Annotated in this window: 25 protein-coding genes; 10 read left to right on the top strand and 15 right to left on the bottom strand. The window is 56.2% G+C overall.

Features of this window, described 5'->3' with window-relative positions:
• Positions 1-51 precede the first annotated feature (51 nt).
• The gene (locus tag QRN11_RS05955) at positions 52-450 is read left to right on the top strand and encodes a hypothetical protein (RefSeq protein ID WP_285250248.1); all 399 of its coding nucleotides are present in this window, start codon (positions 52-54) and stop codon (positions 448-450) included.
• Here QRN11_RS05955 and QRN11_RS05950 read toward each other — a convergent pair.
• The 9 genes from QRN11_RS05950 to QRN11_RS05910 all read right to left on the bottom strand — a co-directional run bounded on the left by QRN11_RS05950 (position 447) and on the right by QRN11_RS05910 (position 5946).
• A complete protein-coding gene (locus QRN11_RS05950) occupies positions 447-1250 on the bottom strand; it encodes a minor capsid protein (RefSeq protein ID WP_285250247.1) in 804 nt (267 codons plus the stop codon). The genes QRN11_RS05955 and QRN11_RS05950 overlap by 4 nt on opposite strands.
• The gene (locus tag QRN11_RS05945) at positions 1174-1614 is read right to left on the bottom strand and encodes a hypothetical protein (protein ID WP_285250246.1); all 441 of its coding nucleotides are present in this window, start codon (positions 1612-1614) and stop codon (positions 1174-1176) included. Before QRN11_RS05945 ends, QRN11_RS05950 begins: the two co-directional genes overlap by 77 nt.
• Positions 1611-1910, bottom strand: a complete 300-nt coding sequence (locus QRN11_RS05940) for a phage portal protein family protein (protein WP_285250245.1) — start codon at positions 1908-1910, stop codon at positions 1611-1613. Before QRN11_RS05940 ends, QRN11_RS05945 begins: the two co-directional genes overlap by 4 nt.
• Positions 1911-2033: 123 nt before the next feature.
• Positions 2034-2729, bottom strand: coding sequence for a transposase (locus tag QRN11_RS05935; RefSeq protein ID WP_285250244.1), 696 nt, complete (start codon positions 2727-2729; stop codon positions 2034-2036).
• A gap of 207 nt (positions 2730-2936) precedes the next feature.
• Entirely contained in the window at positions 2937-3290 is a 354-nt protein-coding gene (locus tag QRN11_RS05930; RefSeq protein ID WP_285250243.1) for a hypothetical protein, read from the bottom strand.
• Positions 3291-3385: 95 nt separating this feature from the next.
• Positions 3386-4108, bottom strand: coding sequence for a phage portal protein family protein (locus QRN11_RS05925; protein WP_285250242.1), 723 nt, complete (start codon positions 4106-4108; stop codon positions 3386-3388).
• 36 nt (positions 4109-4144) lie between these two features.
• Entirely contained in the window at positions 4145-5050 is a 906-nt protein-coding gene (locus QRN11_RS05920; RefSeq protein WP_285250241.1) for a hypothetical protein, read from the bottom strand.
• Positions 5034-5456 (bottom strand): hypothetical protein, encoded by a 423-nt coding sequence (locus QRN11_RS05915; RefSeq protein WP_285250240.1) that lies wholly within the window; start codon positions 5454-5456, stop codon positions 5034-5036. Before QRN11_RS05915 ends, QRN11_RS05920 begins: the two co-directional genes overlap by 17 nt.
• Positions 5457-5514: 58 nt before the next feature.
• The gene (locus QRN11_RS05910; RefSeq protein ID WP_285250239.1) at positions 5515-5946 is read right to left on the bottom strand and encodes a hypothetical protein; all 432 of its coding nucleotides are present in this window, start codon (positions 5944-5946) and stop codon (positions 5515-5517) included.
• A gap of 43 nt (positions 5947-5989) precedes the next feature.
• On the opposite strand from QRN11_RS05910, the gene QRN11_RS05905 reads away from it, so the two are divergent.
• From QRN11_RS05905 to QRN11_RS05890, 4 genes are all read left to right on the top strand, one after another.
• On the top strand, positions 5990-6835 hold the full coding sequence (locus tag QRN11_RS05905; RefSeq protein WP_285250238.1) for a hypothetical protein: 846 nt from the start codon (positions 5990-5992) through the stop codon (positions 6833-6835).
• A 116-nt stretch (positions 6836-6951) separates the two neighbouring features.
• Complete coding sequence (locus QRN11_RS05900; RefSeq protein WP_285250237.1) at positions 6952-7176, top strand: hypothetical protein; 225 nt, start codon at positions 6952-6954, stop codon at positions 7174-7176.
• A gap of 31 nt (positions 7177-7207) precedes the next feature.
• Positions 7208-7531 (top strand): histone-like nucleoid-structuring protein Lsr2, encoded by a 324-nt coding sequence (locus QRN11_RS05895; protein WP_285250236.1) that lies wholly within the window; start codon positions 7208-7210, stop codon positions 7529-7531.
• Between the two features lie 121 nt (positions 7532-7652).
• Positions 7653-8015, top strand: a complete 363-nt coding sequence (locus QRN11_RS05890; protein WP_285250235.1) for a hypothetical protein — start codon at positions 7653-7655, stop codon at positions 8013-8015.
• A gap of 472 nt (positions 8016-8487) precedes the next feature.
• Here QRN11_RS05890 and QRN11_RS05885 read toward each other — a convergent pair whose 3' ends face one another.
• The 3 genes from QRN11_RS05885 to QRN11_RS05875 form a co-directional block, all read right to left on the bottom strand.
• On the bottom strand, positions 8488-8718 hold the full coding sequence (locus QRN11_RS05885) for a hypothetical protein (protein WP_285250234.1): 231 nt from the start codon (positions 8716-8718) through the stop codon (positions 8488-8490).
• 274 nt (positions 8719-8992) lie between these two features.
• Positions 8993-9367 carry a hypothetical protein gene (locus QRN11_RS05880; protein WP_285250233.1) on the bottom strand — a complete coding sequence of 125 codons (375 nt, stop codon included), beginning with the start codon at positions 9365-9367 and terminating at the stop codon, positions 8993-8995.
• On the bottom strand, positions 9364-9519 hold the full coding sequence (locus QRN11_RS05875; protein ID WP_285250232.1) for a hypothetical protein: 156 nt from the start codon (positions 9517-9519) through the stop codon (positions 9364-9366). The genes QRN11_RS05880 and QRN11_RS05875 overlap by 4 nt, the downstream gene beginning before the upstream one ends.
• A gap of 504 nt (positions 9520-10023) precedes the next feature.
• On the opposite strand from QRN11_RS05875, the gene QRN11_RS05870 reads away from it, so the two are divergent.
• From QRN11_RS05870 to QRN11_RS05860, 3 genes are read left to right on the top strand one after another with little or no spacing between them, the layout of a single operon-like run.
• Positions 10024-10695, top strand: coding sequence for a hypothetical protein (locus QRN11_RS05870; protein ID WP_285250231.1), 672 nt, complete (start codon positions 10024-10026; stop codon positions 10693-10695).
• A 13-nt stretch (positions 10696-10708) separates the two neighbouring features.
• Entirely contained in the window at positions 10709-11248 is a 540-nt protein-coding gene (locus QRN11_RS05865) for a hypothetical protein (protein WP_285250230.1), read from the top strand.
• Entirely contained in the window at positions 11248-11715 is a 468-nt protein-coding gene (locus QRN11_RS05860; RefSeq protein WP_285250229.1) for a hypothetical protein, read from the top strand. The genes QRN11_RS05865 and QRN11_RS05860 overlap by 1 nt, the downstream gene beginning before the upstream one ends.
• Here QRN11_RS05860 and QRN11_RS05855 read toward each other — a convergent pair.
• The 3 genes from QRN11_RS05855 to QRN11_RS05845 form a co-directional block, all read right to left on the bottom strand.
• On the bottom strand, positions 11708-12664 hold the full coding sequence (locus tag QRN11_RS05855; protein ID WP_285250228.1) for a hypothetical protein: 957 nt from the start codon (positions 12662-12664) through the stop codon (positions 11708-11710). The two genes, QRN11_RS05860 and QRN11_RS05855, sit on opposite strands and share 8 nt — an antisense overlap.
• Before the next feature lie 221 nt (positions 12665-12885).
• Positions 12886-13221, bottom strand: a complete 336-nt coding sequence (locus QRN11_RS05850; protein WP_285250227.1) for a hypothetical protein — start codon at positions 13219-13221, stop codon at positions 12886-12888.
• Complete coding sequence (locus tag QRN11_RS05845) at positions 13214-13360, bottom strand: hypothetical protein (protein WP_285250226.1); 147 nt, start codon at positions 13358-13360, stop codon at positions 13214-13216. Before QRN11_RS05845 ends, QRN11_RS05850 begins: the two co-directional genes overlap by 8 nt.
• A 401-nt stretch (positions 13361-13761) precedes the next feature.
• On the opposite strand from QRN11_RS05845, the gene QRN11_RS05840 reads away from it, so the two are divergent.
• Together QRN11_RS05840 and QRN11_RS05835 are read left to right on the top strand one after the other, a co-directional pair.
• Positions 13762-13995 (top strand): hypothetical protein, encoded by a 234-nt coding sequence (locus tag QRN11_RS05840; RefSeq protein ID WP_285250225.1) that lies wholly within the window; start codon positions 13762-13764, stop codon positions 13993-13995.
• Entirely contained in the window at positions 13992-14237 is a 246-nt protein-coding gene (locus QRN11_RS05835; protein WP_285250224.1) for a hypothetical protein, read from the top strand. The genes QRN11_RS05840 and QRN11_RS05835 overlap by 4 nt, the downstream gene beginning before the upstream one ends.
• Positions 14238-14362 lie beyond the last annotated feature (125 nt).

The raw sequence follows: 14362 nt of genomic DNA, 5'->3' as shown, positions 1-14362 counted from the left end.
TGCTTTCACTATGAATAGCTTCAAGTGAAGCGTCAATGTTTTGGAGGAATAATGGTTGATATACATTTCTTCCAAGCCACGGCCACAGCGATTCCTACACTATTCATTGCCATGGCTTTTACTTCTCGCGGAATAAATTCTGACTACGATGAGCTGTTCGGCAAGTACGGTCCCTTAGAAATCGGTTTTGCCACAGTTTTTGTGGGTGCCTGCGCCACTGCCGAGATGGTGTCTTTAGCGGTTCTCGCCACGAACGAAACTGAACTCAACTATGCCATCTTCATCGGAGCCGTCATTGTATTTCAACTTATGGTTCTATGTGCTGCTGTTGTGTTCCCTCCTCTAAGAAAGAATCACCCACCTCGTATGTGGAACCGGTTCCTGATCTTCATCGCAATATTATTTATGATGCTCTTTCCGGCTGGTGCTTTCTTGTGGCTGATGACTTAAAGCTGGGGATTACTGATTCCACCAGGCGCTTGCGGGAAGCCAGTAACGTCCGGCTGTTCGGTCTGTTCCGACCCCACGCCCATCCATAGGCAGCGGCAGTTCCCATGTACCGGCGGCTCCCACTTGCTGGCCCGGTAGCTGGCGTAGTCCACTGCAGCCCCATCTAGGTCTTCGCATATAGGGCACGTACGGTCGTCCAGAATCGCGCTGTACTGGTAAACCGATATCTTTGCCCGATAGTTCTCAAACACGCCCTGGCGGCCTCTATTCACGGCCTGGGAGACAACGATCGCTCCAGTCAGGCTGAGCTTTGAATCGAAGAACGAATTGAAGGCGTCCCCGATAGCTCCCAGGATGTCCGACAGTCCCAGGTTGGTTTCCGACAGGGCGTTCTTGCGCAACTCCTTCAGCACCTCGGACTTGATAATGAACAACAGGTCGCCGAACTGCTCATCGACCACGGCCTGGGCGCTCTGGTTGATGAGAGCGGTGGTGTCGCGGTTGGTCGAGGGGGCCGGTACCTTCAGCTCGTCCGCCGCGCCGTTCTTGGCGAAGTCGTACGCTTGGCGCATTTGGGCGGCGATGATGGCCCGGTACTCGTTGCCGAAGTTCAGGGTGAACTCGTTGAGTGCCTTGATGTCGTGGGCTTCCAGAATCTTGGTCAGGCGGGCAACAGCACCAGCTTTGACCTTGTCGTAGATCGCGCCGGTCTGGGAAACGAACTCAGCTTCTAGATGATTGATCCGACGCTGTAGTCCCGCAAAATTGACTCGCTTTTCTGCCGGCGTGCTCGGTGCCACTGACTGTCGCTGAGCCTTTTGGGTCGGAGTCGGAACCCCGGTCCGATAGCTGAGGCTTGGGCTTGTCAGTAACTACTGGCTTCGGTGGCAGCGGGTTGCCCTGGGCGTCTACTTCCACGCCAGCGGCTTTCGCATCAGCCACCTTCTTAGCTGTTTCCTTATCGAGCTCTTTCTGGATGGCCTCGCGGTCGATGTCCAGGGTTTCGGCCACCCGGTCTTCGATGCCGCGCTGGATAGCAGGGTCAATTGCGCCGCTGGTAACCAGCTGCGTAAAGGCGGTGGTGACCAGGTCTTTGGCGTCCGATGACATGTCTTCGAAGTGCCACTCTGGGTAGGCGGGATTGGCGAAGTTGAGGTCAATCAAATCGGAATCAAGTAGTGGTTGATGTGGTCTTCAATTCCCCGCTTCACACCTTCGATGGCAATCATGAGGATGTCGGTGTGGTCCTTGCTCAGGGCGTAGCTGCCGCCCTTCGACGCACCTGTGCCGCCGAGCATGAGGCTCTGCGCCAGGACTGACCGGGCCATCTCAATCTTGTGATGCTCGATAAGGGGCAGCGGGTCGATGCGGCCGGTCGAGCTGTCGTAAGGGGTCAGCGTTAGCTTGTCGGGAATGTAGGCCGTCGTGCGGATACCGCTCAACAGGTTGATGGCCTTCATGGCGGCACTCTTCTCCGCCTTGCCGTAGTCCGCCGGGCCGGACAGGACTTTCGGGGCTCTTCGCGGTTCGTGGGGAAACGGGTCCCTGAGATAAGTATCATGCCGCCGTCCGGACGGCACTTCTCAAGAGAATAACGATTTGTAATTGGCAGGGTTGCGGTAGCCGCGGGCGGTGCGTTTGATATTTTTTATCGCGGTGTTGTTGGCCTCGACCTTGCCTGTCGTGGCGCCGGTGATGATCAGCACCTCGATCTCTTCCCACCACCGGCAGACTGTTCGGTAGAGCCTGTTGGTCTCGGGCCGTGCTGCTTTCTTCACGAGTTCTTCGAGCTTTGTTTTCGCTGCTGCGGCGTCTTCCAGGGAGCCGGTGCGGAGCAATGCCCTGAGCTGTTCTTTGACCTGCCAGACCGCCTGGAAGGTGCCGGTTGGATCGTCGACGGCGAAGACTTCCTCGAGCCGGAGCGCCGCCCGGCAGCTGAGTGTGTCGCCGCCGCGCAGCAGGAGCATCCGGTGCGCCCAGGCCTTGTCGATGGCACGGCCGCGGCGGCCCTTGACCTGCTGGGAGAGGTTCTGCCGGGTCTCAGTCATGGCCTGGTTGGCCAGCGAGATCAGGTGGAAGTGATCGACAGCGACCGCGGTGCGGGGAAGCCACATCCGCAAGGCTTTTCTGAATGCCGCGGAGGGGTCGATCGCCACGACCTGCACGGCCAGCCGCCACTCCAAGGGCCGGGCGAATAGCCAGTCCCCGACGCCCTTGTGGTCTCGCCCGTCGACCACGCCAAGGACCTGCCCGGTGTCCAGATCGACGATGGTGGTCATTCAGGAACCGGGTCCAGGTCTTCGTTCCCGGGTCCTGGAAGTAGCGCACGGACCGGAACCGGTGCTCATCAATGCCCAGCATCCGCGGGCTGAGCTCGTCCACATCGGGCAGCTTCAGCAGGTACGCTTCGGTGACGGCGGCGCGGACCATCCACCAGGACACGGCGAAGACGAGGGCTGTCTCAGAGACGGCCCTGCCTGACCGGATCACGGCGTCCACGAGCTGGTCCCGGAGCCGGCTTGTGGAGCGGGCCCGGCGCCGGACCCGCGGGGTGGATTCGAAGAACGATAGCCGGTCGCATGCGATCTCTTCGCAGTACCAGCGGTACTTGGACCAGAGCACCTCCACCGGCCCGGCCACAGGAACGTCTTTGAGCCGTTGGAAGCGTCGTTCCTTCCGCCGGGATGCGATGACTCCGCAGCTTCGGCAGCCGGCGGCTGGTCGGTTTCGATGATGACCTGCCGCCGGCCGGCAGCGATGGCGGTGGAGATGACGTGGTAGTCGGGCAGGTTGAAGAGGATGGTGGCAGCGTCGGCTGCGACCCCGGTAGGCTCGTTCAAGGGCTCGTGGTCCTGTTCCAGGTTGAATGCTAGACACACTCATCCCAGCAGGGCCACGGGCCCCCTTGTCTTCAACGACACGAACTCATTCCCCATCAACCGCGAAGAGCCACTTTCGGGGGCACGGCTCCCGTCTGAGCCGACAGGTTCGCGAGGTAGTAGAGCTTGTGAACCATGTTGTAGTGATACATGGCCGGCTTAAAAGCTGATTCACCGTAAAGGAAGTTCTTGTCTTTGCCGTAGGTGTAGAGGAATGTCTTCCAGGCCGGTATCACTACATCAATGGAATCACCCTGGTAGTTGGTGCGTTGTTGAGCCCCGTCGTAGCCCCCATCCTTACCCCGCTTGAGCATGATGGTCTGCGAATCGCGGCTGGCCAGTTTCTTGTAGATGATGCGGCCGTCTTGATTGATTTTGTAGACCTTCTCAAAGAGCCGGAAGCCCTCAAGAACACCACGGAGCATGTCGGCCAGGATGATGGGCATGGGTATTTCCATGCCACCTTTGTGGACAGGGCTAAGTAGGGCTTTCTTGATGAAATCAGCTTGCTCGCCATCGGTATCTGCTTCGTCAGCTTCAATCTCAGAACCACTCGCCAATATAGGCAGGGTGAGGATGTTGTACAGCGATGCCAGAGTGTCATCATTCTGACGGGCGGCGACGTAGTCCTTGACCTCTAGTTTGTCGACGCGGACTTCGGTGTCCGCATATCCGCCCATTATCGATTCGCCGGTTACTCCGACTTCAGCAGCACCGCCAGACGGAATGCCGGTTGTTGATAAATTGACGGATTTTCTAGTAAGGCCAAATAAACCCAATGAGGTGAATTCCTGTTTAGCTTTACTGTATATGTTTTAGAAGTCTTCGTCACTGTCTTTATAAAGGTCATCCCAACTACCGCCGGTACTGATTTCGTTTGCACCTTCTGGTACAGCTCCGCGCCAACCCATTACCACGGCATCAGAGAAGTCAGGACTGCGACCCAAGCGCTTCTTCATCTTGGATTTAGATTCCACGATGAATTGCTTATCCGTCACCTCGTAGGTGTGGGCCAATAGGTCGCGGCGCAGGTCTTCCAGGAACGGAACGTGCTTCCATATCTTCAGCGTCCCCTGCTGGCCGGCCTGGGCCATCTTGTAGTAGCGCTCACTCCGCAGCATGTCGTACTTCGGTGTGCCGTCCTCGTGCAGGTCGGTGGTCTTCTCGCCGGACTTGAAGCTGTTCACGTAGTAGCCGCGGCGGCGCATGGAGTCCACTACTCCCCCGCCGTTGCCGACGGCATCAATCCAGACCTGCTGATAGCCCACCTCGTTCTTCTTCATGTACAGAATGAGCTCGTCTGCTATGAGGTCTGAGATAGGGGCCTTGTCGGTGCGGTCCACGTCGGGCTCAAGCAGGTCGCTCAAGGTATCGCCGATAAACAGGCTGAACACGGTCTTATCCGAGCCCTCACGGCTCACGTCCACGCCGATAGTCTTCAGGCCGGACTTCGGCAGATTCTCAACCAGCATCCGGTCGATGACGTGGTTCGGGAACAGGGCATTGGAATCGTCGACGTAGTCCCAGTTGCCTTCGACGTAACGCTTCTTGAATTGCGGCGGCATCCTGTCCAGGGCGTCCTGATAGTCCTGGGAGTTGTGGGGATTGTCTTTTGGCAGTGAAGGAATGAATGCGAAGTCGGCTGGCAGCGTGCCTTTTATCCATGGCGTGTAGAACGTGTCCTTGACCCAGTTATCCGCCGGGTTACAAGTGCCCGTCATCGCCAAGCTTCTTCTGGCTTCCAAACACGGCTACGTCGAGAAGTCCGAGAAGGCCAGTGGCCGTTCCAGCCGGGAAGTCGCCTACGACTGTGATGACGTTGGTGGAACGGGTCTTGGAAGTAAAGGCGACGCGGGCAGTCTCAGTTCCCAGGAGGGTGGCGGCGGGGCTACCGGTTCCAACGGCCATCCAGCCCATCTTTACCAAGGAAGGTGAGGCCAGGATTTGATCGGCGATGCCATTCTTACCGGCGGTGGTGACGGTGTTGTGAACCCGCTCTTCCTGCTTGATGTTGCCGTCTTTGTCCCGCAGTACTAGGTGCATATTGGTGAGGAACTTCAGCCCCTCCTCTAACCCACGGCCAATACCGACGGCCAGGCTATCGGTTGCTTGTAATTCGCTCTCCATTGATTGGTGTCCCAGTTATTACTGGCATTATGAACTAAAGCGCAAGCGCTGTGAATAGCTAGAGCGGTATCACGCCCGCTGCAATCAGGAGCATATATAGGCCGAGCATTCCCCCGCCAATGGAAACGCCGTTCATCAGTTTGCCGAAGCCCTTGAACTTCAATTTGTACCCGATGGGAACGATGAACTCTAAGAATATGAGCAGTAGGCAGTTGAAGTAAGCGCCCCACACCAGGAGCAATTCAAGCTCGTTACCCGCGCCACGCAGCACAGCTCGAAGGGCGCACAGTTCACCCAGAATGATTATCAGCGGCAAGACGATGGTCATCACCAGCAGTACACGCTTGTGCCGTCCAGTCACCGCCCGTTCGTAAAATCCGGCGAAGGTTTGCCCCTGTTTGATACCTACTGCTACTGCGATCAAGAGTGTCGGTATCGCTGTGGCGGAGACCTGGAAAAACATGATGGGCACATTGTTCATATCTGTCATCGTGCCAGACAGTTTGTCCCAGCTTTCCCATATAGTCCTCATCATGACGACTTACACTTCGGACGAACTAGCATCCATGGTGGAGCAGCTGCCCGCCAAAGCCCGTGCCAGCGGACTGCTGTTCATCGAGGAAGCAGAATTCAATAGAGAACCGGACGTAGTGTTCAGCGGTGAAACAGTCACTCTTGATACCGCCTTAGCCATTGCTGTCCAGGCCCCTTTTGTTTCGCTTCAGGTGGAAAAGTTCGACGGTGAGCAGTTGGCCGATGAGCTAAAGGATGAAGACGGCCACATACCCGAAGAGCTGGCGAGTGTCATTTCAGCCGCCCGACTCCATGAGGGCGAAGTCGAGGAAGTGACAATTCACTGGACTGCCCAAGGCATGATTTTCGAATGGTCGGCTTTCGCCGACTGGCATCCCGGCTTTTGGGAGACACTTGCCCACGCCAAGGCAATGGTCGACCTTCAAGAGCATCAAGAGGTCCACGACGAGTGGGCGATGCAATTAGCTCAGATGAAGGAGCTTGCGGACCGGCTGGCCGGGTCCCAGGAGTTCAGATTCGCCAAGCCTAGAAGCCGACGGGCCATAGCCGAAACCATGGCAGTCAAAATTGCTGGCGACGTTACTGGCAGTGGCGACTTCTCACGGATTCTGCGAGAAGCGGGTGCATTAGTCGATCGCAACGTCTTGGAGCACGAACAACGGCTTCGACCTCAGATTCGGGAATTGGCTGCCGAGCTCCTGGCCCGCCCGGAATGGCGTACCGCCAGCAACCAGGCCAAAATGCGAGACGCTGTTACTAAGTTCTTGGCTAAGAAGGCTGAAGGATACCGACTCAGCGCGGCCTTCGTTGAAGAGGTGATGCAGGCTGCTTTGAACTATCGCTGAAAAAGTTATCAACCAAACTTTGACCAAAATCGGCTGGAAACACCCTGCGGCTGTCCCTTAGCGTTGAGGGACACCGCGAAACGGCTGGGGAGTCGCCTTACCGGACGGGGCACGTCATGATTAGAACCGGCCTTCTGACGAACCAGAGCTTATTTCCCTTCACTGCCACCATCGTACTGTTCGACTTGCTGTTCCTGATTGCGGGCATCTACTTCCTGGTGCAGGCGGGCCAGGCAAGCTGGGACAAACGATCAAACCGCATTGCTGGTATAGCTTGCTCTGCAGCCTTTCTGATCCTGACCATCCTGATTTTCGTTCCCATTGACTTCTCGAAGTCATAAACTGCGGGCAAATAGCGTAAGCTTGCTTACTATGAAACGCACAGTAACAATCCTCGAAGATGACCTTGACGGCTCGGAGGCGAGCGAGTCGGTATCTTTTTCCCTCGACGGCGCTGAATACGAAATCGATTTGAATAACGACCACGCGAATGAACTCCGCAGCGCTCTGGAGCGCTTTACCAATGCGGGCCGTAAGGTATCTGGTGGCCGCGGTCGCCCGGCCGGTCGCAAATCTAGCGGCAGCGGTGTAGATACCAAGGCTGTCCGCCTTTGGGCTCTCGACAACGGCTTCAAAGTGAACACTCGTGGTCGTATCCAGCAGGACATCCTGGAGAAGTACCAGGCCGCTCACTAGTTTTCCACTGTTAGCTGTGGATTATCTGGGGACAAATAAAGAACCAGGGTTGGAACTGAATTAAGTTCTGGCCCTGATTTCTTTTTTGCCCTCGTATCTCCCCCAGTGCCACGCTCAATTCATGGTGAAGAAGATACTTTTGGTGCTGTTACTCGCCTTGGGTCTGACGGCCGGCACCGCTGCTGTCGCCCAGGCTGCCGTTCCTCAAGCCGTCCCCGCTGTCTCCGTCGGCGGGCTTGATTACGACTACTGGTGGCTCGGCGGTTACGTCGACCTGGACCGGACTGACCAAGGGGCGGTGGCTTCCGGTTATGCGGCGGCGATCGCCGGGACGATCTGCCTCCACACCGCCGGCTGGGTCTGCCCATTCTCGGCTTTCATCCTGACTGGTGCGGCGTTCTACATAGCGACCAACGGCTACTGTCCGAATAGACTGAGAATCTACCTGAGCTTGCTCTTCAACTTCCCGATGAGGTGTGCGTGATGGACCGTAGGCGTGGCATCCTGATCGGCCTGATAGTGGGTCTGATTGCTTCATCCGGAGTGGCAGCCAGCTCTCAGACTCCGGTGTGGGCCTTCGTGCTATCTATGATTTGCGTGCTGATTGCGGTGGGTCTGATTGCTGTGGTGACCGGGGCAGTTCGACGGTAGAACTCGGGACTTTGGTGGAACCAAAAGCTATGACAAGAACTCGGCCAAAAATGGTCAGGCTATAGCCGCTCACATCTACCGTGACTTTGCTCATCGCTTCACCGCCTTGAAGCCTGGCAAGTCGAACAGTGAATCCACTCGTTGCCAAGTATGTGGAGTAGCCAGCCGCTTACGTCGCTCCTCTTTTTCTGCCTGGCCGTCAGGGTGGTTGTAGACCACTTGGCCGGGTAGGAGTCGGATGGGCTCGTAATCAGCCAGTATCTGCTTCATTTGATTGAGCGTGTGCGTCGGTAGGTTCTTGCCCACTACTTTGCCCACCGTTTCATCAGGCCCTGCTTAAATAGGTAAATTGCAAAGCTGCATAAGGCGTCCTCTGGGGTCTTGCCGTCTTCATTTACGTCGGTTACGCCATCGATATTGTTGACCACGTAGTAGTCGGGGCTTGCCTTGATAATCCTCTGACCGTCTGGCAGCTTCCGCAGCAGATAGCCGAGGTCATAGGCGGGGACCGCAGGGAAAGGTCGCTTCGTGCTCATGAATAGACCTGCATCGTCATGCCAAAAGCCTGTGTCGTCCCACCCACTTAGCTCATACAACTCTTTGCATAGTTCTAGAGAACCAACATTCATATTGATGCCATCGGGAAGATGCTGCCCGCCTCCTTCGCTGTACAACCTTCGATGGGCGGCTTTGCTTGGTCCTTTTTGGTATGGGTGGTCTCATGTCGGCAGTTGGAGCATCGCCACCACTTGACTGCGTCGTACCAACTGACGTTTATATCGCTGCACAATGGAATCCAATTGTGTTCCATTACCGGCATCCCCCGATCACTACGATGCTCGTACCTGGTGCGTTAGATACCACCGGCACGATGCAAGGGGTAGGCGTGGGAGCAGGAGTTGCCGGGGTTGGCTCAACGAAAGCTGGTGCAGGCGTGGGGTCTGCCGGCGGCGGGACTACCTTGACGGTCACTGGGGCTGGCACGACGACGTGATCGGCCGGAGCTGTACCGGTGGACTGCTGGAGCGCCTGGATGTCCTGCTCATTATTGGTGGTGCGCGCGTCGATGTTGTCGATGCGCTGGTTCAGGCCGGGAAGGTCTAGCTCACTGGAGCTGACGCCGGAGAGGCCGAAGGCGGTGACGACGGTGGCCAGGACGCCGGAGATTAGGAGGGAGCGTTTCATTGCTTCGCCTCCTCCTGCTTGGCCATAATTTTCTCAGCCATCATTGTTGCTACTTTTTCAGATACAAGTTTCTGGAACGTATCGGCATGCGTCATGTCCCAGCGTTCTGGGTTGACAGTCCTCTTGAAGAAGATGTCGGCTGCTTCCTTCACCAACTTGTCCATATCAAGCTTGGCGACAATCGCTTTGGCGATTTCACTTTCCTTCGAGCGCAGCAGCTCAGCGGCAACAATTGTAGCGGGTCGGGCGTGTGTATCGTGTTTCCGTACTGGTCGACCTGCACAGTCGAGTCAAACCACTGGCGAACTATCGCATCTAAAATTTTGTCTTCAAAGTTATTCATTTATTGATCGCCTATTTACTTGCCCGTATTATGAGCCAAGCGCTATAGAAATGCAAGCCTCTCTTTATCAACACCCCTGGTAGTTGACAGAATTATCTTGCAGTGATTGACCATGGTCTTTTGTTCGGGTCGTAAAATGTTGATTTGGCGGCGTAGTCCTGCGCCGGTACCGAACCTAACCCTTGACGAGATTTTGGCGGCCATAATTATGCAATGCATATTAGAACATAATTTCGCCGTAAAACCTTGACACGGCGGACCGTCCTTGGCATGGTGTCGAAACAGCAGAAACCGAACATTCGGGGCGGTACACATGAGCATGACTGTCGGGCAGTTGCTCCTCGACAACCTTTGGAATGATGCGGCAATGCTCGAAGCCTTCAACAAATGGGGCGGCGTCAGCATGGCCATCATCGGCGCATTGCTGGCCGTACCCCAGGCAGTCCGCCATCTTCTGCATCCTGTCGTGACCGTTGCTAGGAAGACCTGGCAAGCCGTGGCAAGTAAGTTGGGGCGGACCAAATCTGCAAACGTCGAGTTGAGCGGTATTGGCTCGGCGTTTGCTATGGGCCACCCCCCAACGGTCACTACCACCTCCGCCTGGCCAGCAAACGGTTCAACAGAGGAGCAACACGACTGGATACGAGGGGAGCTGCGGCGTGTAGAAGATCGCTTCGTCGGCCAGTTTGAGAACAACGAGAAAGTGATAGGCGGGCTGAGGTCCGAGCTCCGAGACCTAAGCAATCGAGTTTTCCAGACCATTGCAGATCTGCAGCGCCAGCTAGACAACAAAGAGCGCGAAACCGTACAGATAGATGGCAACGGGCTGCGGCCCATTGTCTCCGGCATCGTTCTTACGGGCATACCGGAGGAGCTGTCCCGGTGGGGATTCTGGGGCTGGCTCATATTTGGCATCGCTTGCGGCTTCACCATCTATGCGTTTTTTAAGAGCCTCGAAAACGGCGTGTGGACGACTCATCCTTAAGTACGATTGCCTAATGGATGGGGAAACTACACGGCTTGTCGTCGTGGCCTTGGGGACAATAGCAGCCGCACTGTTCGCTCAGATAGTTGCTGGGGCTTTCAACAGCCGGAACACTATAGCGGGCATAGAGGCAGCAAGACTCGCTGCAGAGACCCAGCGGGAAGCCGACCGGGACATGGAGCACGAGCGCTGGCTGCGTGATCGGAAGGTGGAGCTGTACACCGAATACGTGGAACTAGCGCACAACGTCCGAGACTCGCTGGGAGAGGTGAAGGTAGGTGTGCAGACTGACGTGAAGCCAATTTTTGAAATGATTCGGCGACTCGCCAAACTTGCTCACTCGGTCCGGGTGCTCTGTCCCCGACTGCTGAATCAGTCAGCGATGGAAGTGACCAAATCCCTCCACGCAATAACGGCGGTGCTCGGGGACATCCTGGAGGCGAAGCCCGAAGCACAAAAGAAGTACAGCGAAGCCCTCGATGATTTCCAGGAGCACATGGCACTGATGGAGCTGCGCATCACTCAGGACTTGGGAATCGACTGGGCCGCCTAATGGACTTCAATCCTGACACCTGGGGCACCGTCGCCGATTGGGTTGGTGGTCTAGGCACAGCCGCTGCCTTTGCAATCACTGCTTTCGTTATTGGCGGAGACATCAAACGCCGGCGGCGGGACCAAGCGAGCCGTATATCGTACTACGTCCAGATAGCGGACCCCGCCAGCCTGCGAGATAACCCCCGCGATGACTATATTTATAGCGTTCACAATTACAGCGATAATGCAATCTACAGCGTCTTTCTCTATCATCCGGTCAACATTGAAGATCGAAAAATGAAGAGCGATGTAGCTTTGCTGCCTGGTGATGAGTGGACCATCCGTACCGGGGACTGGAACCACGCCAACATGCCGTGCCTTGCCTTCCGAGATGCGGACGGCAACCGTTGGAATAAGGACAAAAGTGGCAAGCTAAGGGCGGGGTGGCCGGCGTTCGGATTCAGAAAGCAACCTACCTCTAAGTAACCCCCTCGCGCTTGCTGCGTTCATATTCGGTGGCCAGGGCTTCTAGGTATTCCTTACCAGTGAGGACGATTTTGTCGGTAGGTTGAACTTCGTACTCCCCGGCTTCACTGGGTGAGGTTGGCAGCGGTTCCTCTGGCTTATAAGAGTGTTCTAGCCCAGTACCGACACAATTTACATGGTGGGGATTTGGACACGGCCGTAGCATTTTCGGTTCTTCACTGGGTAGGGGTTGGGCGGGGGCTTTCGCTGCCATGTCGTAGTCAGCAGCCAGCAGAATTTTTACATGGCGCTCCAAGGTTCCGCACTCACACCCACGGTCGTATAGTTCCATTTGCTTCTGACACCGGGGCTTGTGAGGATAAATCTCATCAAGGACACCTCGCAGACCACCAAACCTTAGCCGCTTTTTAAATTCTGGTATCCAGTCTTTCGGTTCTCCGCTAGGGGCGGGGGTAGTACTGAACCGTTCTCGCTCCGGTGTTTCGCCCTTGAGCGAGACGCCGGGGGTTTCGACAGTTCCGGTGTTACTTTCCAGCTCATCCTTGCTCCACAGGTCGAGGGCCACACCGAAACGCATGGCGGCGTTGCGGAGAGCGTCACCAACACGTTCCTTCGGATCGGGACCATCGCCGTATCCTAGGCGTGTCACTCCCCCGACTGTCAGGCGTATCCAGAGGCCGCCGGCCTGGTCATAGGCGGGTAGTCCTTGCTCGTTGAGCGCCACGGGCTCCCATGTCCAAGTTGGGTCTACAGTGTTGAGCCGGTCAGTTACGGCTGCATGACCTACGTAATCCAGATGGGCGGCGGGTAGGCCGTGGTACTTTCCGCACTCCGAGCAATTACCTTTGGGACTGTCCTTTTTGAAGGGTTTAGGCAGCTTGCCGACAGTACCCGCGGGGAAGGGCTTTCGTAATTCAGACCAGATGTCTTTTGGGTCAATTGTTGCCATTACAGATCTGTGGCTTCACGCCACCTCCAATTGCTTTGATGTTCTGAGCTATCTCGCGCTTGCGCTTGAGGCGTACAAGACTTACGGCGGTTGCTGCCTCATGCATGGTCTTGATGTTGTCGACCAAGCTTTCTAAGCGGGCCTTAGCCTCTTGCGCCTGATCGCAGTCATGCCAGCCGGTTGAAAAGTCGCGAGGCTGACCGCAGTAGCAGCAGCGGACTCTAGATATGTTCACGGCAGCCTCCACACATGCCGTCCACGGCTATCTCCCAGCAGCATGGGCTGGGCCGCAGCAGTTCCAGGAAGTCCTGGTACTGCGGTTCATCCAGCTCCGCCGCTACTTGCATGGAGCCGGGGTTGGCCTTGTCCTGGGGCAGCAGGGTGAAGCGCCAGACTGAACCTTTGACGTGGCCGGAGCGGATTCTGTAGCCGTCCTGGCGAAGCTCAAACAATCGTCCGCCGTACCTGTAGGCAGTCTTGTTCATCTGGATATTGGTAACGCCCTGCTCGCCGGCGGCTTCGAGCATCTTGAGTATCTTCTCGCGCTGGTTAGCCATTGCTCACCTCGGTGCGCAACACCTCCTGCGCCCTGGCTTCTATGTAAAACGCTCCTAGGATGCCGATGAATTGGTCATAGCTGAGCTGCCCGATTCGATACTTGAGCTTGACCGTCCAGACCATATCTACGAGGTTCATCGGGCACCTCCCGTCAGTTCCAATGCCAGCCAAGTGAGGCCGATGAGGAACAGAGCCAGTAAAGTGAATCCCGCCAGAGTGGCGATTAGCTCATTTCGGGCAGAGCGCCAAGAAGGGGAATTTATATAGGGGGGGAATTTGGACATTGGTTGATCGCCTTATTTAGTGTCCTCATTATGAGCCAAGCGCTATGAGCCGTCAATACTTTTATTTCCCAGATATGCCGACCACTTATGCACTGGCGATTCTCCAATAAAGCCGAATATGCTAAAGTAAAGAAAACCACCCGGCAAAGTTGGTTTGATCGCCTATCTTCGTCGGGTGGTTTTTTGTGTCATGACTAGAAGTGGGCAGTCGGCTATAGTAGTAATCCATCCTGCACTTCCGATACAAAGCGAGCCATGGTCATGGACATAGACGCAATTGCTGCCATCGTGGCTGCGGTTAGCGCGGCAACGGGCCTTATAGGCAGTCGGGGCATCCGAGCGGTTGTTAGTTCCATCTTCCGCCGCCCCAAGCAGGACAGCGTGGTGATTCACCGGCCCGATGGGGAAGTTGAAGTTATCGACGTGGCCGCCCTACCCAAGATGGGCCGCAAGGGCAGTAACCGCTGGCCCGAGGATGACACGCTGTGAGTGGTAAAGGGGATAATCCCCCCGTCGCAAATACGCTCGGCGAGACGGTGTCCGCCAACTTCAAGATGATCGTGATTATCATCTTCTTTGTCACTGTCGCCTGTGGTGTTGGGAACCTGTGGATGGCCTTGGGCATTCCTACTCCTACCGATCCTCAAAAGGACGTGATGGCCACGATGTCCACCCTATGGAAAATGGGCTTTGGATCACTTGTGGGCTTGGTCGGAGCGAAGGCTGCCTAAAAGCCTCGGGCGAAGAAACGAACTACCTTCCACAGACGCCGGTCGTATAACCTTCAACCAAAGGTGCGCTGCTGGGGGAAGCTAGCTGGGCTCCTGACACTCAGCCCGCACCCGAAAGAAGCACC

It is taken from the genome of Pseudarthrobacter sp. fls2-241-R2A-168 (genome assembly GCF_030209335.1).
Classification (GTDB): Bacteria; Actinomycetota; Actinomycetes; order Actinomycetales; family Micrococcaceae; genus Arthrobacter.
Note: the sequence above shows the minus strand (reverse complement) of the source record. Positions and strands in the feature narration are given on the sequence as shown.